The sequence below is a fragment of the Rhodopirellula baltica SH 1 genome (assembly GCF_000196115.1).
Lineage (GTDB): Bacteria > Planctomycetota > Planctomycetia > Pirellulales > Pirellulaceae > Rhodopirellula > Rhodopirellula baltica.
This window is the reverse complement of record NC_005027.1, coordinates 919,190-938,400: the sequence shown is the minus strand read 5'-3', so window position 1 is coordinate 938,400 and position 19,211 is coordinate 919,190. Positions and strand designations below refer to the sequence as shown.

Here is a 19,211-nt window from a genome sequence, read left to right as displayed (position 1 = left end):
ATGGACTTCCAAGTCCGTCGACCCACCAGAGTAGAACAATTGTCTCCATTGTTCCGTCAGGCCAGTCTCCAACGCCAAGCCATCCCTTTCGCAACTTCACTCGCGATCGCGTCAGGCTGCTCGACGAATTCACCTCGACACGAAACGGTTGAGGACAACTGTTCGCCTCTGAATGACCGAATCAACGGCTAAGCCAAGCGATGCAAACGACGTGTCACCCATTCGAAAGTCAGCACGGATGCGATCAGCCACATCAGCACCGCATTCCGCCGCAGCGTAAACGCGGAATCCGGCGTGCCGGCCAGCAACGTGACCTGAGACTGCGGAACGATCGCTTCGGCCAACTTGGCTTTCACTTCGCTCATCGAAGTCGACTCGTCGACGGGAACGTATTCACCGCGAGTCGTCGAAGCCAAGTTCGACAATTCATCATCGGCCCGACGAGGTCGTTCGAGTTCGCTGGTGGGCAATCGAACTTGCACACTTTGGCGAAGCAACTGTTCGTCGAGTGCGTCGCCCACCGCGAGTTGAATTTCATAGCCGCCACTTTTGGTGACAACAAAGTTGCCCGTGTAAGTCCCACCACGAGGCGAGTCCGCCGCGGGGGTGAGCTTGAGGTCTTTAATTTTTCCATCGGGCGCCAACAACTTCGCAGTTACCGAAGGCTCCGTCAGCGGTTGAAATTGGTCATCGACCAAAACCGCCCGCAACGCGATGTTTTGCCCCACCATGGCTCGGTCCGAATCAACCAACAGCACGCCACGATTGCTGTCTCGCAGAAGTCGACCTTCGCTGACCCAACGAATCAATTTGGTGTAATAGCTGTCGAAGTATCGATCGCCACCGGCACGCAATCGCCACACTTCGCCACTGCCTTGAAAGAAGACGCGCCCCGCACCGTAGAACTGGCTCGCCATGAAGATCGGCAGACTGCCGCTGACTTCCGTGGTTGGGTCCGAGAAATACGCGTAAACCTTCGCACCGGGCTTCGCACTTTTGACGCCAACGTAATCGTAGAATCCGCCAAATTCTTGCCAGACTTCAAAACTGTCCTCCGGAGTATCACCCACCCAAAGGAACTCTGCTTGAGAAGCTTCCGGCGTGAACTTCAATGGCCATGCTTCCGACCCACCCTGGCGTCCACCGCCCAGCAAAGGTCCTCTCGTCGCCAGATTCACTGGAAAGAACGCAGCGATCTGACTGGATCGCGGATCGGCACGATCTCCCGAGATCTTCGGATGGAAAACCGGACCAGCCACCAACACCAAACCACCGGCTTGCTGAGTCATGAAGCGATCCATCAAGTCAAGCGATGCCGAATCGATCGCTGACCAATCAGGATCGAACATCACCACCGCGTCGTATTCAAACAACTCTTCCGCGGTCTCTGGGAACCGAGCCAGCAACTCGTCCGCGTCTTGGCTCATTCCCTGAATACCGGTCTGCAGCCACACGTCGAGTTGCACCGATTCGTCTCGGAACAGCAAGTTTCGAACGAAGCGATATTCGCGGGTCGGTCCTCCGGCGATGGCCAACACACGCAGCTTTCGAGCGACCACTTCGTAGCGAGCCGTCTGCATGTTGTCGGTGGCATTGCGATCCTCGACGGGAGCCACGACACGGACGGCCAATCGTCGCCGGCCGACCGTTTGAGGTTCAACTTCAAACCGAATGTCGGTGAGCGTCGCATCGGGCTCCAGCTTGACTCGTTGAGTTTCCAAAACCACGCCGCCGGGCAAGCTAGTCGCTGCGTCCGTCGGATTGCCTTCCGCATCGGCCGCGGCTCCTTCATCGCCTGTGTCCAATGCATCGACCAATTCGACATCCACCTCCAAAGGCGATGTTCCGGTTGCCTGCAACACAGAAGCAACAACAAATTTGTCTCCCGGATAAACACGGCGTGGGACTTCCAAATCAACCACACGGATGTTGGTCGGTGGCTGGCTGCTTCCCAAACCAACAGGATAAACCGCCACTTCACCACGGCGTGCCAATGCCAGTGCCGACGAAAGCGTCGCACCACCGTTATTCTGACCATCCGTGATCACGATCACGCCTGCGAGTGTTGTTGGATCGTGGTCTACCAAGACTGATCGCAACGCGTCACCAATCCGGCTTTGAGCACCCCCGGCGACAATGACTTCGTCCCAATCGACGGCCTTCATCGTCGGGGAATTGGATTCCTCCTCCGCGCCATCGCCGGTCTCGTTTGATTTCGAATCCATCTCTTCCGGTTGCGATTCAGCGGTGGATTCCCTACCGAAAAGCTGAGCCAGTGAACGGTCGGTGTGCACGGCATAAACCCCGCCAATCGAAACGATGCCGATGACCAGCGTGATCGCGGCGGCCAACAGAGACCAACCGATCGCGGAAGCCGATCCGGGCGTCTCGGCACTGGTTGCTTTGGTCAATCGCCTGCCGGATTTCTTTGACTGGCCGATGCCGAAGATCCCCATCGAGAAAGCGACCAACGACGCGATCGCGGAAATGACCAAACAAAAACCGCCGAACAAAACGAACGGACTGACCGGTTCAGCAAATGCCTCTTCGTTCAAGGATTGCTTGTTGGCGGATGTGTCCTCTTGGTCGAATTTGGTTTGCACCAAACGAGGCTCGGTCGCCTGATCGAACAGATAGACACTCGTCCGATGCTCTTTCGCGAACGATTGAACCAGCTCCGAATCAGCGACCAATTCTCGTGCTCGCTCGACTCGCGATGGAGCCTCAATCGAATCACCGGACGGCAGCGACATGCTTTGACTGGTATCAACCATCACGATGACTTCGCTCGGCCGCGTCACCCGCCGCTCGGTACGCCGAACCAAATCAAAGAACAAGAACACGAGAGCTGTGATGGCAACCAAACGCAAACCGATCAGCGTCCATCGCACCGGGCGACGAAGCTCGCCAACATCTCGCTTGTAATAGAAAATGCATGTTAAATAAGCGACGGCCAAACCCAAAACCACGGCGGCCCAGACCCACCATCCGTCCAGGCTGGTCGCTCTCGCGAATTCGTAGACTACTTGTTCTGAAGGGTTCATCGCGATGCTCCCGCCGTGGATGAATTCGCACTGGACGCTGCGTCGCCAGATCCATTTCCGCTATGAGTGGATGTTCCAACCGTCCGCTTTCGAGAACGCCCTCGCGGCGCCGGACGAGGCAACTCCGATGCCGAACTGGTTCGTCGTCCGCGATTCCTTCGACTTCCGATAGCACCGTCGCTCGTTGGCCGAACGTGATACGAAGCCCAAGCCGCGAGGGCTTGCTCGATTGCCAACATCAACACCAGCAGTATCAGCAAAATCAGCAGGAAAGTTGACATCCCGCCGCCAACACCCGAACCTCCCCAGTCGCCCGGCGAAAGAAACTCGACATCCAAAGGCAACAAGTCTCGAATCACTTCGGCGCTGGTGACCCGAGCCAAATCCGACTCGCCGACGTTCAACACAGACGCCACCGGCATCACGCTGGTTTGCCCATCCGTTCCGGTACGCTGCCACTCGATCGTGCCGGGCATCAGCAACTCATCCAAACCAGCTTGGTCCGCGACGATCAATTCGCGCGGCGAAACCTTGATCGTCGATTCACTGGATTCGGCTTCCAACTCGATTTCCAACCGAGGCGGTTCATTGGCGGGCGGCAACAACACAACCGTCGGCAGATAGCTTTCACTAGGCACATCAATTTCAGCAACCGAATCGACCACTCGACTGGTCGGTGGAGCCGAACCGCTGAACAACATCGCGTTGCTTTGCAGCAAGAACACCACAAACGTTGGATCGCCCGGCCAGTTGTTCCAATTGCCATCCAGTCCTGTCGTGACCGTCACCACTCGGCCCTGCCCCATCCCGTGCAGTGTCGCGACCGGGGTTTCATCGGCTCGAGCCAACAGTGTCTGAACGTTTGACTGAGTCAGCTCGACTTCCGCTTCGTCACCCGTCAACTCTTCGCGGAGTTCTTCGGCGGGAGACACCGCGGGCACCCATTGCCGACGAATACTGACCAATCCAAAAATGCCGTTGCCTGCCGAAGCGATCGGGCCCAGCAAATCAGCGTTCTTGCCGAGCACCAACTTGGGCGATTCTCCGGCCTCGCCACCGAGATCCAAGGTCGGGGCGATGTCAAACGGTAAAAGCCCACCGGCTTTGCCGCCGACCATGTTGTTGTAGTTGTCAGCATCGACGTCGTCGCCCAAGAACCACGCCAATCCACCCCCATCACTCACGTATTGCTTCAGAGCATCGACCGCACGCTTCGAAAGCTCGGGAACATCGATCAAATAAACCGCTCGGTATCGCGACAACTGCTCCGTCGTCACATCACGCAACATCGTGACAGGCTGAACCTCCGGAATCGCACCGATCCGAACCTGGCTGCCGGGATCCAATACTGAGGCGACGTGGTAAGCGCCAATCTCGTCTGAGTCACCACCATCGATGACCAAAACTCGCTGAGCGTCGACCAACGGAATTGTGCAAACTCGTGAATTATCAATCTCCAACGCATCAGCTGGCAAATCGACTTTGACGACGTGCGTTCCAACTTGATTGACAAAGATCTGAAACGACTTGGTCAGCTGCTGACCGCCGGGAATCGAGTCGATCAAAATCACTGGCAAATTTTGAATTTCGCCACTGACCGTAACCGTCGGGTCCGCCGTTTTGACTTGATCGCCGTACGTGATGACGCTGGCGGACAATGCCACGTTTGTCGCTTCACGAGGTGAATAGTTCTTCACCGTGACGTTGACGACCACGGGAACGCCTGCGACCCAAACATCGGGCGTCGGACTCAAATCCGTGATTGCCAAGTTGCGAGTGGTGTTGCCGGTTCGGTTTTCAACGCAGTCGATCATGCGGATCTTTGCGCCCGCTTGATCGACTGATTCCAGAGCCTCCGCCATGCGCCGGGGTGCAGCCCAATCTCGTTGGGAAAAATCACTGACGACATACAGCGTTTGCGTGTCCGCGGTCGTGGCGGCGATCAAGTCCGATGCCAAATCTATCGCGGGAACCAAATCGGTTCGCAGCGAAGAGGCTCGAGTCGCCATCAAACGATCGACTTGTCTTCCATCGGGTGAAATCGTCTGTGCGGATAGGTCAGCTGCCACGTCAGCAGATGCATTCTCGCCGGCCGATACCATCGCGGCTCGACTGGCACGCATCACTGTCAACGTGTGATTGTCACCATCGGCGGCCAAACGTTTGACCAACCCAGACACCGACGCCAACGCTCGGTCGTATGCGGTGTTTCCGACGACGCCGGTTGCATCAGCGTCCACCCCGCCTTCTTCAGCACCTCGACGCGAAACGATTTGCTGCATCGAGTAGCTGTCGTCGAGAATGATCACATGATGCGACGTCTGACCTCCCAGTGCCCCGATCCATTCGCGTCCGCCAACCAATCCGGCCAACAAGGCGATCAGCAGTGCCGCGACAGCCAAACGCGACAGCAACAACAACAGTTGTCGCAGAACGATCCAACGACGTTGCTTGCGATAACTGGCAAGCAAAAATTCCATCGCCGCCCACTTGGTTCGGCGATGCCGAAGCAAGTTGATCAAGTGGACCAAGAGCGGCACCGCGACGAACGCGAAACCAATCGATAGGGCGGGATAAAGGAACAAGACGTTGGTGCTTTAAAGGTTGGACTCAGAGGAATGGAAACGAGCGTGGCAACGGCTTCCCGCCTGTAATTTCGATTCCACCGGCGGGAAGCCTAGGCCAGTGATCAAATTGTTTTCGATGGATGAAAGCAGCTCAATTACGAAGTTTGGGAAGTGCTTGCCTCGCCGACAGAAACCGTGCCAACACGGCGTCGAGCGGTTCGCTGGTACGGACTTGCAAATAATCGATCTTCAAACGGCCACAAGCTCGCCGGGTCTTTTCCAAGAAGTCATCCAAAGCTTCGAGATAGCCTTCGCGGAGCGCGGCCGGATTGCAATTCAGAGCAGACTCGACTTCCAGTCCTTCAAACCGGGTTGCTCCGGTGAAGTCGAAATCCATTTCGTCATCGTGCAAAACATGTATCAACGCCACGTCATGACCGCGAGCACGCAAGACTCTCAGGCCTTCCTGCAACTCTTCCACACCCAGCAAATCGGAGATCACGCACACGACGCCCGCTCGAGGTATTGCCGATGCAAGTTGCTTGGCGACATGATCGAGTTTTGTCTCGCCCTCGTGATCCGCCGATGCGAGACAAGTCAACATGCGGTTGAGTTGATGTTGACTGGACTTAGCAGGCACGCTGTCGCGAAGCTGCGTGTCAAAAGTGTACAACCCACAAGCATCTTTTTGACGAAGGGCGAGGTACGCCAACGACGCCGCGAGTGACGCTGCGTATTCCAACTTGTTTTCGTCACCATCGCCGTACGACATGCTGCCGCTGCAATCGACCAACAACTGCAATCGCAAGTTGGTTTCTTCTTCGTACTGTTTGATGTGCAGCCGATCTTGACGCGCGTACACCTTCCAATCGATGTGCCGCAACTCATCGCCAGCGACATACTGGCGGTGTTGCAGAAATTCGATCGATTGACCGAAGTAAGGACTTCGGTGCATCCCTGAAAGAAAACCCTCCACCACTCGCCGAGCAGTCAATTCCAATCGGCGAATGCGAGCGGTGACCTCAGGACGCAAATATCTTTTGGAATCGGGCATCGCGAGACAATTCGTCCTCGGTCGTCGGGGTGGCATCAATGATTCGGGCGACCACTTCGTCGCTGGTAATGCCTTCGCTTTCAGCGGCAAAGTTCACCACCATCCGGTGACGCAGAACGGGCGGTGCGAGAGCTTGAATGTCTTCGACTTGCACATGGTGGCGACCTTGCAACAACGCGCGAGCCTTGCCACCAAGGATCAGAAACTGAACCGCTCGAGGCCCAGCACCCCAGCCAACCAGATCTTCCACGAAGTCCGGCACACCTTCACCACCAACGCGGGTTTGGCGGACCAGCGACAACGCGTATCGAACGATGTGGTCGCTGACGGGAACCTGTCGGACGAGCTGCTGCAATCGCAAAATCTCTTCGCCGCGAAGAACGGGTTCCGCTTCGGCGGTTGCGGTTCCGGTGGTTCGCCGAGCCACTTCGAACTCTTCGTCAAACGAAGGGTAATCGACGTAGATCTTGAACATGAACCGGTCTTGCTGAGCTTCGGGCAGCGGGTAAGTGCCTTCTTGCTCAATCGGGTTCTGGGTTGCCAACACAAAGAACGGGTCATCGAGTTGGTGCCGCTCGCGCCCCGCCGTGACTTGTCGTTCTTGCATCGCTTCGAGCAGAGATGCTTGCGTCTTAGGCGGCGTCCGGTTGATCTCATCGGCCAACACCACATTGGCAAACAATGGCCCAGGCATGAATCGCAATTCGCGATGCCCGGTCGCACGATCCTCTTCCATGATCTCGGTGCCGGTCACGTCGGCAGGCATCAAGTCAGGTGTGAATTGGATTCGACTGAACGAAAGATCCAGCGTCTTCGCCAGCGTGCTGATCATCAGCGTCTTTGCCAAACCAGGCACGCCTTCCAACAAAACGTGGCCACGGCTGAACAAACAAATCAGAATCTCGTCGATGACTTCTTCTTGGCCGACAATGATCTTGCCCAACTCTTCTATCACTCGCCGGCGAGCGTCATGAAGCAGGTTGAGGTCCGCTTCGCCAATGGCAGCGGAATTCGATTCAGGTGCATTCATCCAGGATGTCTCAGTCAAGTTCTCTTTGTCCAAAGATCACGCGGCAACGATCATGCGGCCAATCGCACCAGTACGTCCTACCAAGGTAGCCCACTGGACAGTGCCAGAGTAGACCGGTCAATCGTGCCTGAATCGCTTGTTACGAGAGATGATCGCGGGGTGTCATCTGTTTTAGACGACTGATTGCGGGCGGATGGCCCAGCGACTCCCCCATGAGCGAAGCTTTGGCGGACCGCCCGCCATTGTGCTGCCGCATCGCTCGTTCGCACCGGACACCTTGAGAAAAGTGTCCTCAGGGAATCTGAACCACTCCCCAAAACGGGCGTTCACGATCCGCTCGAACTCGAACGTCCTCCAGCATCACGCCGACAGACTGATCGAACGTGAAATCCTTGCGACGGGAACGGTAGCGGACCGAGATAGGTTCGTTGAAATCCAATGGCATCTGTGGATACAACCAAATCTTGAAAGCATTGGAAGGAGCCTGCGTGATGATGACTTCGTTATTGGCCATCACCCGAGCCTTCACGGGAGCTGCTTTTAAACGCTCCACCTCATCCCAAAGAAATGGATTGACGGACAAGCCTGGAAGCATCTCGTCCCATTCCATCCACCAAAAGAAACGATCGCCATCTCGCATCGAGACCACCTCCAAGTCATCCGGCGGTGCGGCACGTCGGTGGCCTGGCGTCTTCATCCATTCGAAAATCCGGTCCGCTTCTTCGTAGAAGAAATCCAAACCACGGCCACGATACAACACAATCATGGCGTCGTGATCATAGGTCACATAGCGATCATAGATGGCTCCGAAATCACGCAGCGGCACTCCGTCCTTGTCCCCTTTGACGATGTAAACCGGCATGTACTTTGAGTTCTCGTTGTAATGCAACAACGTTTTGCCAGGGCGACTGCTGATGCTGATCATGCCCGACCATAAGTCGGGATGCGAAACCGCGATATCCCACGCCGCCGTTCCTCCGGATCCGTGACCCGCGATAAACACTCGGTCGGCATCGATCGCAAAATGCCGCATCGCGTGACGCAATGAACTCAGCACGGCATCGTGCTCTCGCATGGTGTACTCGTAATCGTTCTGGCCGCCGCGAGTCCAACGTGGTGCAACCACGATGAATCCATGCCTGATCGAATGCCCCAGTCGCATCGTAGGAGAATTCACTTGGGCAGCGACTTCTGCGGCGTCGTCACTCGAACCTTCCTCAGACATCGCTTCGCTGGACGATGGCTGATCGCTTGAGTTTTGCTGCAAGAACGCTTTCTGCGGAACACCCGACCACCAATTGAGCTGTGTCTCCGCGATCGCACCCGCCGCATGCATCGCTACAACGCACGGATAAGTTCGATTCGGGTCGTACTCCGGCGGCAATTGCACCACGTAAGACACCGGCGGAAGCGAACGAGGGTCTTCGGCTTGCGCGGCATGGAACCCGGCTTGGTCCAATCCCACCTGCAACATTCCCGCCACTGACGGATCTTCCACAATCGACTCGTCCACTTCGATCGCATCGATCAAAGCTGGCTTCATCAAAGGCAACATTTTTGCGATGTAGTCCGCCCGCGCACCTTCAAGTGAGGACAGACGCTCCAGGATTTCTTGTCGCTTGCCTGGATCTTGCTCAGCCAAATATTCGCGAACCAGAGCTCGGACGTCGATCAATGACAACACAATCTTCAGGTTGGTTTCACCCGAGCCATTGCCGAGCAACCAGCCGGCGATTGCGAGCGACACACGTGTTTCGGAATCCATGGTGGAGTTGCCGCCCATCCGAATGAAGTCACTCATTCGCGGAAGCGTCGCCGGAGCCAACTCCGACTTGATCTCAGCGACCAATCCGCCCAATGAATTCTGGACGGGCTCCTGAAGCTCACCGACCAACTCAGTCAGTCGTTGATGGACGGTATCGATTTGCTTTTGCGTCTCATCCATCGAGCCGATCATGTCAGCGACTTTGACCTGCGTGACTCGGCTGACGACTTGCGTTGGAAATTGATCCAAGATCGCTCGTGCCAGCTTCGGTTGTCCTGATTCGCGCCGCAGTTCCGCTTGTTCGAGCAATTGACTTGCTTCGTTCTCGACATACTGGCCGACGATCGGTTTGAGATCCGCACTCTCCGGAAACTGATCAAGCACGCGAACCAATTCACGACGCGCGTCGGCGTAACGTTCCGATTCGGCAAAGAACCTCACGACGTTCAACCGAGCATCAACATCGTCCGGATCCGTGTTGCGACGAAAGATGTCCCGCAACTGATCACTACTGATACTGGATGTCGCGATTCTCATGTCCAGATTGATCGAGTCATCCGTTTTAAGGGCCTCGACCTTCGCGTATTTCGCGGTCAGCTCGGTGATCCCTTGCAGGATCGGAAACGGCGAACCGGTTGGACCACGAACGGTCAATCGCCGACGACCAAATTGATTGAACGGGGTCACGCCGAGCGTTTGCCCAATGGACGCAACTTGTTCGCCACCATCAGGCACCGGTTGAAAGAATTCGATCCGCTCGTGCAAATCAGGAACATCGCGAGGCTCTGCTGCGACCATCCCTCGACGGTGCACATAAGTTCGCCGCAGACCATCATCGACCACCCAAATCGGTCGGTTCTGAATGCCGCCCTCGTTGCCGGCAGAAAACGCGTTTTGGTTCATGCTGGCAACTTCTAAGTAGATGCCTCGTAGCACCATCCCGTTACGCAGCGAAATCAATTGTTCAGCCCAAACCAGGCCGGATTGGCCGATGATCCATGTCGCGAAAACGACTGCTAAGACCGCCGTCCTTACCTTCCTCACCCGATTGGACATTCGCTTGCCATCGGAGTTGCGAAAGGTGAATCTCATGGGGACTCGATGTAGATGCAATCAGTAGAAAAGATATGCCGTGCGTTGCAGTGTCCGACCGAGCGGCGCCACTCCAACGCTCAACTGTGCGACCGTTGGACGAGACTGAGCGATGAACTGAGCCAACAACATGTTCTGACCGGAGGCCGGTTCGGCGACATCGCTTTGCGTCACCATCCCGTCCGAAACATCCGCAAGCGGTTTCTTCGATTCGGCCAGCATGGATACGCGAAAGGAATCGTTCGAGATCGGAACCGTCTTCGTCGCCAATTCGTCCATCGAATCAAGCTGCTTCGGCGAGGAAACGAGCTCTCCCAATTCTACCTCACCGCCTGACGCGTTCGCCGGAGAATCCGCCTCTGCGACGGACAATTCGCCAGTCGGAACCCGCAAAAAGATCATCGCAATCACACAAGCTGCGATCGCGACAGAAAAACTGGCGGCAATGCGAACAAACGACAATTTTCCTTGCGAAGTTTCGCCGGCACCAACGGGAGCCCGCATTCCGGCTTCTAGCTGACGCCAGATCGCCAAGGTCTGTTGACAGTGATGGCAATCGGCCAAATGTCGATCCTCATCGATCGGCATTTTCGACCCCGAATCGATCCACTCGTTCATACGAGCTTCAAACGCATCGCAAGCAGCAATCTTTTTCGCGGTGGTAATAATTAAGTCGTGGCTCACGCGGCACCTCCGGTTTCTCGAACCCGTCGGATCACTTGCAGTCGCGCCCGATGCACCCAAGTTTTGATCGTGCCAGCAGGATGCCCCATCAAAATCGATGCCTGGTCGTATGACATCCCATCAAAATGAACTAATTCAAACGCTCGCCGAGAAGACGCGGGCAACGAAGCCATCGCCTCACGCAACGTTTGATCTGCCTGCACTCCGCCCGCCGGTGAGTCGACGCCAGCGATAATCGCGTGGGTTTCATCGATCCCAGCCAACCTGGGCTTGGAACGCTGCTTGGCCAAGAATGACCGGCAACGGTTGCCGGCGATGGTCGTCAGCCAAGGCTCAATCGGCCGCGAACGGTCCCAAGACTGAATGGATGCCGCGACCCGGCGAAAGGTTTCCTGGGTCAGGTCTTCCGCGTCTTGATGGTGCCCCAACCAGCGGACACAAACTCGATAAACCAAATCGCGATGTCGACGAAAGAGTTCCGTGAACGCGGAGTCCATGCGAGCGTCACGCCCTAAATAGGCGTCCGCCAATGCCTCATTGGACAGCATCGCGAGCGAGATGGTTTTCATCACCTATCGGCCGCTGAAGAAACGCTTCAGTGCATCATCAGCCGCATCTCGAGAATTCTCTTTCAACGCCTTCTTGGCACCCTCGGGAAGTTTCCCCGGCTTGCTCTTCGGCGGAATGACCCGTGATCCGGTGCTGGTGTCATCATCAGACGACATCTTTGTGTCGTTGTTTTGCTTCTTCGCGGGCACGTCTTCGATCATCACGGTGCCATCGACCGAAAGATCGTCGCTGTTTTCGCCTTCTTTTGCGTCCAAGCGGAACTGACGCGTGTCCGGGTCGGTCTGCTTGCGAACACGATCAATCGCGTCAGCCTCATCCAACCACGAATCCACATCGACTTCTTCAAAGCGACTGTCTTCGCCAGCGGTTTTCTTGGTTCGAGCCGCAGCGTCGGCGATGTCTTTGACTTCTGGTTTCTTAGGTGCCTGCAGACCATGCTCGATGACGAGCGAGAACATCAATTTTCCAACACGCAGAAGATCGCCGTCCTTAAGAACTTTGGCTTTGTCAGCTGGCAAACGCTTGTCGTTGACGAAGGTGCCGTTGCGACTCTTCAGGTCCTGGACCAAGACCCGGCCGTCTTTGATCGCCAGAATGCAATGTCGGCGGCTGACCGACTCGCTCTTCGGACGAAGCTGGCAGGATTCGCTACGTCCAATCAAGAATCTCTTGTCCGAGACCTCGATCTCTTTGCCTTCATGGCTGCCCGATTGGACTCGCAGTCTAACTTGCATCGGTACCCTTCGTTGCGAAAACCAAACGCACGATTCAACGTCGGTCGTGCGTAACTTAGATGGTCAAACCTGGTTCCTGCCGATGCAAAAGAAGGGCCAACCTCGGCCTTCCTGCTTCGCGAAAAGCGAATTGCAAGCAACCTTGCAACCATGTTTGCCGCTGATCTTATTGTAATTCGCCGAATAGCGGGAGAGTATTAATCAACCTTTCAATGGCGATATCGTGAGATTACCCACCACTACCCCTCTAGGGCAGAGTACCGCCCCCTCAAAAATAGCATCTCGACTTGGCAAGTGCACCCCCACCTGCGAAGGCTCAGATGGGCGGAAGGGCAGGCTCGCGGACGCAGCTTAGGATCAGCGACTGAATCCGATGCCTTGGTAGTCGAACCCAAGCTCTTCGAGATTTAGGCCTTTCAGGGTGTTGCGCCCGTCAAATACGAAGGCTGGCTTCTTCATTCGCTCCAGAATTTTCGCGAAATTTGCATTCGCAAATTCGTCCCATTCCGTCAAAACGGCGATTGCATGAGCGGAATCGGCCGCCGCTTCCGCATCCGAAACCACTTCCACGTTGTTTTCGATCAATTGCCGCGACATAGCACTGAGCTCTTGATCACCATTCTGAAAGACCGCCTCAAGATTGGCGACAATCTGCGCCTTAGTGACCTGCGGATCGTAGATCGACAACCGGGCCTTTTCGAGCAATAGGTCCCGACAAACGTAGATCGCAGCAGATTCGCGGGTGTCGTTCGTATCCTTCTTAAACGCAAATCCCCAAATTGCGATCTTCTTGTCTGACACCGTATTGAACATCGTCCTGACCATACGGTGCACAAAACGTCGCTTTTGGTAGTCGTTCATCGTGACGACTTGCTGCCAATAGTCGGCGACTTCGGGCAATCCAAAGTACTCACAGAGATAGACCAGGTTCAGAATATCCTTTTGGAAACAGGAACCTCCGAACCCGACCGATGACTTCAAGAATTTCGGCCCGATTCGCGAATCCATCCCGATCGCCATCGCGACTTCATCGACGTCTGCTTCGGTGGCTTCGCAAAGTGCAGAGATCGAGTTGATCGACGATACCCGCTGAGCCAAAAAGGCATTTGCTGTTAGTTTCGAAAGCTCGCTGCTCCACAAGTTCGTCGTCAGCAGTCGCTCGGCTGGAACCCACTGGGCATAGACATCAACGAGTGCTTGGATGGCCGCTTCGCTTTCGCCGCCGATCAAAACTCGGTCGGGTGCCAACAAGTCGTCGATGGCCGTCCCCTCGGCCAAAAACTCTGGATTCGACAACACGTCGAAAGTCGCACCACTGGTTGCTTCCGCCAGGATTGCCTTGACCGCTTCAGCCGTACGGACAGGCAGAGTCGACTTCTCAACGACTATTTTGTGTCCAACCGAGACCTCCGCGATCTTGCGAGCGCACTTCTCGATGAACTCCAAGTTGGCAGCTCGACCAGCACCCACACCAAACGTTTTGGTCGGCGTATTCACCGAGATGAATACCATGTCGGCTTCACGAATCGCTTCATCGACTTCGGTCGTGAAGATCAAGTTTTGGCCCCGCCGGCCTTTGACGATGTCATCCAAACCGGGTTCGTAGATCGGCAGCTCGTCACTGTTCCACTGTGCGATTCTCTCCGCATTGATGTCCACGACTTTGACTTCGATGCCATGACATTGATGAGCGATCATGGCCATCGTCGGACCACCGACGTAGCCGGCACCGATGCAACAAATTTTCTTGACAGGTCCGATCGCGGGACGCTCCGATGCGGTGGCAGTCATGGAGGCAAATCAACAGTGAACTGAGGTTAGAAACGAAGATGGAGAACGGCACTTTAATCCGACCAACGATTTTCGTCTTCTGGAAACCTCCACCTGCGGATTTCTTCGATGGCCGAGAATGCAGACTGTGAGGTTTGCGATGGTAATAGGACGCCCCTACGGAGAGGTCGCGCGACGCCGTTCAGGCGTACGCGAGAGTGAGGGCCGAATATGGGAAACGGAGTGCATTGTCCTCCCCGGGATTCTCGCCGCGCGATCTCTTTCCGCCCCTCCCGCGACAGAGGTCGCTGATTCCAAGTTGTCGTATTGCCACGCGTTATCATCACCCTCCCCTTGGGAGGGTCGAGCGAAGCGAGGGGAGGGCTCGGCGTTGAATCCAGCGCGTAACCCTCCCCGGCCCGAAACGGTCCGACCCTCCCAAAGGGAGGGTGAAGTAAAACGGCACGACCTCATGACAAGGACGCAGGCGAATCACGCCTTCGACGACACCCATTGCGTCAAAGAAAATCCCGCAAAAGTCGCCCGGAGAACATTCCCCTCACCAAGTCCCGAAACGCAAAACACGGCGTCATCGCCGGCTCGCACCACCCGGCGGACTGCTCATCAGTTGGTACACCGACGGGCGGCCCCCTGACATGTTGGGCGCCACATCGGTGATCATTCCGGATGCTCCGTCGCTCATCAAAGGCGTGGCGGAATGAGGTGCCCAAGCCAATCGATCCTCCGAGTCGACTTCCTCCAAGTGTTCCAGCAAAATGCGTCGAACTTCAAAGATCGCCTTACCGGTCATGTGCAACTTGGTGTGCGTCGCATCGACTACCAATTCACTTTCGGTGTCTTCCATCGTCGCACTGTTGTATTCCACCACGCCGTCGCCGCGGTGATGACGTCCGGCCAAAATCGGCGGGTCTTCCAAGACGCCAACGATGTTGTGGTACTTCACATTCGGCGAACGCTGTGCACGCAACATCACTGGAAAGATCGGTGAGTCTGGCGCGAGCGAATCCACCGCATTGGCTTCCGTCAACAAACGCGTGTCACGAAAGAAGCCGGGGTTTGCGCGGGTCAAACGAGTGCTGGTCGACACGGCCATTCGAGGCAACTTGATCACTTTGCCCGCCAACCATCGTGTAGTTGTGTTGGCGAGATTGCTGCCACGGTGAGGCGTGCCGATCGTGATCACACGGCCGACGGATTGATTCGGACGAAATTCGAGTGCACTGACCAGTTTGTTGATGTCTTGCGGCGGGCCACGCAGTTTCTCTTTAGGCTTGTCGCTGACCAAGTTCCAAAAATCATCGCCACTATCGATGGTCTGCATCCGACTGACCAACCCACCCATGCTGTGCCCGACCAGGACGGTGTGGTCCACCGCGCGATCTTGCCCGGCAGGATCAAACGTCTGTCGCATGGCGAACAAGTCACCTCGCAACTGTGTCGCGCTGATCCAGAATGGTTGTCCGGATGGGTACAGATAAAACCAGAATTGGTAGCGTTCCCGAATTTCGGGGAAGCTACGCAAGTCGTTGAACATGTCCATCCACGTCAACGGGCTGGACCACAATCCATGCACCATCAACACCGGAATTCGATTCGGGTCGTAGGGCTCCAACATATACAGCCCACGTTTCTGCTGCGCGTCATCGGGATCCAGCAAACCTTCGGTTGCTCGGTCACGCTTGCGGTATTCGTCGCTGTCCAGAAAGTATGCCAGAGGGGTTGTCAGGTCGGTTTCCAAAGGCACCCAGTCGTTGGCCAATTGAATTTGGTTGGCTCGCAACGGGTCGAAGAACTCCAGCACGCAGACGGCGGTCTCATCCGCCGCACCAAACTCGTTGGTATGCGAAACCTGCTGGATCGAATGCGAGTTGCCTGATCGCGCCGTTCCACTGTGAATCCCCGTTCCGCGACCACCTCGTGATGGTTCCGTTGAACAACGCAGCAACGCCGTCACCGCATAGCTCAAACCTTCGGGATAGTACTCTTCCTCGGGATGCCCTTCGCCACGTGGTTTGCGAACTGCGATCAAAGGCACGCCGAGCCCATAAGTTGTGTGTCGATTGTTCAGCGTTTTGATGTCGTAGTCGCTCACAAATTCGTAGTGATCGAATTCGTCCTCTTTCCACGCCCCACGCATCTCCGCCCGAATCACGAACTTCTGATTCGCGGTTTGAATCGTGTAGGTCTGACCGGGTCGCAACCGATTCTCGGCGCACAACAAACGCAGCAAATCCTCCAGCGACTCGTTGTACAAATCACAAACGGCACGGAACTGGGGATCGTATTGGTTGCGAACTTCGCCAAGTTGATCACCAAACAAATAGCGGTAACTCGTTGTGAGAGCCACGCCGTAGTGATTCATCGCATCGCTGGACCGTCCGTCTCGATCCGCGATTTTCCCTTCGACGTAGGACAACTCCGACAGAGCGTAGGCGAGCTCGGTATCTGGATTTTGGGCGTTGAGTGTTTGCAGGCGGTGAAGACAGATCTGGCTGTCATCTTGATACGTTTCAATCAACCCGTAACGACGCAACGTGCTCTGCGTGCGAACGCTGATCTCGGGACCACGCCATCGCAACAAGTGAAGCGAATTGGTCAGCGCATTTTCGCGAATCGATCGGTTTTCGAGATACCGAGAAGTGATGCAGCCCGACGAGGTGCAGCACAGCAAAACAATCCAAATCGCGCAGCAACGAACGCTCGCCCAAGGAGGCGATTGTGAACGAAGAATCGGTCGTGCAGACGAACGATTGGAACAGACCATGGGCGGACACTAGGAAACCCCTTCAAACCGTGTCAACGCGAACATGGCAAGCTAGGTCGCTTGCGTGCTCTACAAACCCAGATGGTCCGATCAGCTCAATTCATGACACCCGCCGATACCGCCGATCCGCGAGCGCAAAAGAAAACGCTCGCAGCGATACTGAATCGCCACGAGCGTTTTGCGTGCGGTTGTCGAAGTCTGAGCGAAGACTACTCGAGCCCAGCCGTTTCCTTCATGGCCTTCGTGCCGAGAGCTCCCCACAAACCGTAAGGGCTTTGCTGGCCAGGCAAGGTCGTCGACGACCCGACAGGCCAGTTCGGTGCATTCGCGTTTTTGTTGCCCGCTTCGATCGAGTCAGTGATGAAGCGAACCGCTCCGTCACCCATTAAAACGTGCGCCCCGCCTTGGTGACGGCTACCCATCGTTACCATGCAGTCCGAACCATCCCCGGAGTAAGCACAACTGACGCCATTGGGAGGCATGATCGTTGTCACACTCGACATGACCGGACGTCCATCCGCCCATCGCATCCCATGCCGCTGAGAAGTGGCCCAGTTGTTGGCACTGGTTCCCGCGACGTGGAATTGAGGTCGGTTAGGATCAATGGTGTCTTCACAAACCGCAGGGTTGCTGAAGAACGCCGCATTGCTGCCGCGGTTGATCACAACCGTGTTGATTTCGAGGGTGTTGTTGTCCGTGACAATTTCACCGCACGCGATCGTGTTGCTCAACCCATCCAACACATCTCGGAAACGTGTCTCACGTCGTGTGACGAAGAACCCGCGATCCATCCCACCACGCCGTGGCGTACACCATGTCGCTTCGGATCCATCCTGGTTCACACACGTGTGGTTGTTGCTGGCGATGCCGTCGCCGATACACGCCGCATAGTTCGTGAACGCTTCGAAGTTTCCCGGAGGAACATTCGGGTCACTCGGGCATCGGAAAGTGCCCACTTGAGTCAACCAAGGCGTGTAGTTTCGATCCCACGGCACCGGTCCCATTGGTGGAAACGGAGTCGCGCGGGTCGATCCGTTGTGATTCGTCGCACGGGGATTGGCGATCTGCTCCCACAAACCTTGTTGCTCAATGAATGGGGTCAGACCAACCAAAAAGCTCAAAAGATGACGATTACCTGGGTTCTCGAATGTCCCACCACTCTGCGTCGGCAAGCGATTGTAAGCGGAATGGTAGTTGTGTAGGCCCAAGCCAATTTGCTTGAAATTATTGCTGCACTGCATACGCCGCGCTGCTTCGCGTGCTGCCTGAACGGCAGGCAACAACAGGCCCACCAGCACGCCGATGATCGCGATTACGACCAATAGCTCGACGAGCGTGAAGCCTTGAGAGGTTCTGCGTTTCATTGAAAACGCCCTTTCATAAAGAAGGGAACGACACGAGCACTCAACGCGAGCGCCCAAAAGAAATGCTCCAGAACTGGAGACGAATTATGCGATCGGCCAATCCGCGGCCAATCGCGATGAGTCACTTGCTCATCATGTCAGCGGCGTTGGAGGCTTCCATTTCCGCCATCTGTTCTTCCGTGTGAACAACGCTGTCGTCGACTTCCGAGACAGTGACGTCGTTGTTGGGTCCACAACCGACGAATCCACCGAGACAAAATATCAAAGCACCAACAGCCACAAATTTCTTCGACATCTAAAAACTCCTCAAACCAAAAACGGGAAAATTGCGAACCTGGAACCTCATAAGGATCCACCAACCCCCGTCAAACTAAATCTATGGACGGGAAGTCGACAACAAGAATTGCCCGTAATCTGATGTCAAATCGGCTTTTGACAACATTCATTTCAATTTTCACGCTGAAATATTTAGACGTCGCGACGCAAACCGATCACTCGACGCAACGAAATGCGACAAACGAGCTTGCGTGCCCCCGCAGGGAAGAACACCGGCACCCCACCTTGGCAACATCTCTTAAGACTGCCTGTTTGCCCTCAACTGAACACTTGCTCGCCGATTTAGAAGAGAGTCGACCGACCGCTCGGATGTCGCACGGCGACTTGAAATGATCAGATAACAAGTGGCGTGTGACGCTCGCCCGGGGTCCGCCCCGGAGCAGATTTCGATGGCAGATGATCCAAAGATGTGGGCT

General features: G+C 55.7%; 12 protein-coding genes. All 12 read right to left on the bottom strand.

Annotated elements, in window-relative coordinates; all coding sequences use genetic code 11:
- Window positions 1-188: 188 nt before the first annotated feature.
- The 12 genes from RB_RS03540 to RB_RS27705 all read right to left on the bottom strand — a co-directional run bounded on the left by RB_RS03540 (window position 189) and on the right by RB_RS27705 (window position 18,754).
- Window positions 189-3,044 carry a vWA domain-containing protein gene (locus RB_RS03540; protein WP_011118534.1) on the bottom strand — a complete coding sequence of 952 codons (2,856 nt, stop codon included), beginning with the start codon at window positions 3,042-3,044 and terminating at the stop codon, window positions 189-191.
- Entirely contained in the window at window positions 3,041-5,629 is a 2,589-nt protein-coding gene (locus RB_RS03535; protein ID WP_164921453.1) for a BatA domain-containing protein, read from the bottom strand. The genes RB_RS03540 and RB_RS03535 overlap by 4 nt, the downstream gene beginning before the upstream one ends.
- A 133-nt stretch (window positions 5,630-5,762) precedes the next feature.
- Complete coding sequence (locus RB_RS03530) at window positions 5,763-6,644, bottom strand: DUF58 domain-containing protein (protein WP_011118532.1); 882 nt, start codon at window positions 6,642-6,644, stop codon at window positions 5,763-5,765.
- On the bottom strand, window positions 6,634-7,728 hold the full coding sequence (locus tag RB_RS03525) for an AAA family ATPase (protein ID WP_007335040.1): 1,095 nt from the start codon (window positions 7,726-7,728) through the stop codon (window positions 6,634-6,636). The genes RB_RS03530 and RB_RS03525 overlap by 11 nt, the downstream gene beginning before the upstream one ends.
- A 259-nt stretch (window positions 7,729-7,987) precedes the next feature.
- Window positions 7,988-10,552 carry a peptidase gene (locus tag RB_RS03520; RefSeq protein ID WP_011118530.1) on the bottom strand — a complete coding sequence of 855 codons (2,565 nt, stop codon included), beginning with the start codon at window positions 10,550-10,552 and terminating at the stop codon, window positions 7,988-7,990.
- A gap of 21 nt (window positions 10,553-10,573) precedes the next feature.
- Window positions 10,574-11,236 (bottom strand): hypothetical protein, encoded by a 663-nt coding sequence (locus RB_RS03515; RefSeq protein ID WP_164921452.1) that lies wholly within the window; start codon window positions 11,234-11,236, stop codon window positions 10,574-10,576.
- Complete coding sequence (locus tag RB_RS03510) at window positions 11,233-11,805, bottom strand: RNA polymerase sigma factor (protein WP_231846176.1); 573 nt, start codon at window positions 11,803-11,805, stop codon at window positions 11,233-11,235. Before RB_RS03510 ends, RB_RS03515 begins: the two co-directional genes overlap by 4 nt.
- A 3-nt stretch (window positions 11,806-11,808) precedes the next feature.
- Window positions 11,809-12,540 carry an FHA domain-containing protein gene (locus tag RB_RS03505; RefSeq protein WP_007325534.1) on the bottom strand — a complete coding sequence of 244 codons (732 nt, stop codon included), beginning with the start codon at window positions 12,538-12,540 and terminating at the stop codon, window positions 11,809-11,811.
- A gap of 357 nt (window positions 12,541-12,897) precedes the next feature.
- Window positions 12,898-14,331 carry a nucleotide sugar dehydrogenase gene (locus RB_RS03500; protein WP_011118525.1) on the bottom strand — a complete coding sequence of 478 codons (1,434 nt, stop codon included), beginning with the start codon at window positions 14,329-14,331 and terminating at the stop codon, window positions 12,898-12,900.
- Between the two features lie 568 nt (window positions 14,332-14,899).
- A complete protein-coding gene (locus RB_RS03490) occupies window positions 14,900-17,002 on the bottom strand; it encodes an esterase/lipase family protein (protein ID WP_164921450.1) in 2,103 nt (700 codons plus the stop codon).
- Window positions 17,003-17,304: 302 nt separating this feature from the next.
- Window positions 17,305-18,459, bottom strand: a complete 1,155-nt coding sequence (locus RB_RS03485) for a DUF1559 domain-containing protein (RefSeq protein WP_007325404.1) — start codon at window positions 18,457-18,459, stop codon at window positions 17,305-17,307.
- Between the two features lie 121 nt (window positions 18,460-18,580).
- Window positions 18,581-18,754 (bottom strand): hypothetical protein, encoded by a 174-nt coding sequence (locus RB_RS27705; protein WP_007338348.1) that lies wholly within the window; start codon window positions 18,752-18,754, stop codon window positions 18,581-18,583.
- Window positions 18,755-19,211: the final 457 nt, after the last annotated feature.

Coding starts and splice junctions, on each gene's coding strand:
- RB_RS03540 (WP_011118534.1), bottom strand. CDS start 3,044: ATGAACCCTTCAGAACAAGTAGTCTACGAATTCGCGAGAGCGACCAGC.
- RB_RS03520 (WP_011118530.1), bottom strand. CDS start 10,552: ATGAGATTCACCTTTCGCAACTCCGATGGCAAGCGAATGTCCAATCGG.
- RB_RS03510 (WP_231846176.1), bottom strand. CDS start 11,805: ATGAAAACCATCTCGCTCGCGATGCTGTCCAATGAGGCATTGGCGGAC.
- RB_RS03505 (WP_007325534.1), bottom strand. CDS start 12,540: ATGCAAGTTAGACTGCGAGTCCAATCGGGCAGCCATGAAGGCAAAGAG.
- RB_RS03500 (WP_011118525.1), bottom strand. CDS start 14,331: ATGACTGCCACCGCATCGGAGCGTCCCGCGATCGGACCTGTCAAGAAA.
- RB_RS03485 (WP_007325404.1), bottom strand. CDS start 18,459: ATGAAACGCAGAACCTCTCAAGGCTTCACGCTCGTCGAGCTATTGGTC.
- RB_RS27705 (WP_007338348.1), bottom strand. CDS start 18,754: ATGTCGAAGAAATTTGTGGCTGTTGGTGCTTTGATATTTTGTCTCGGT.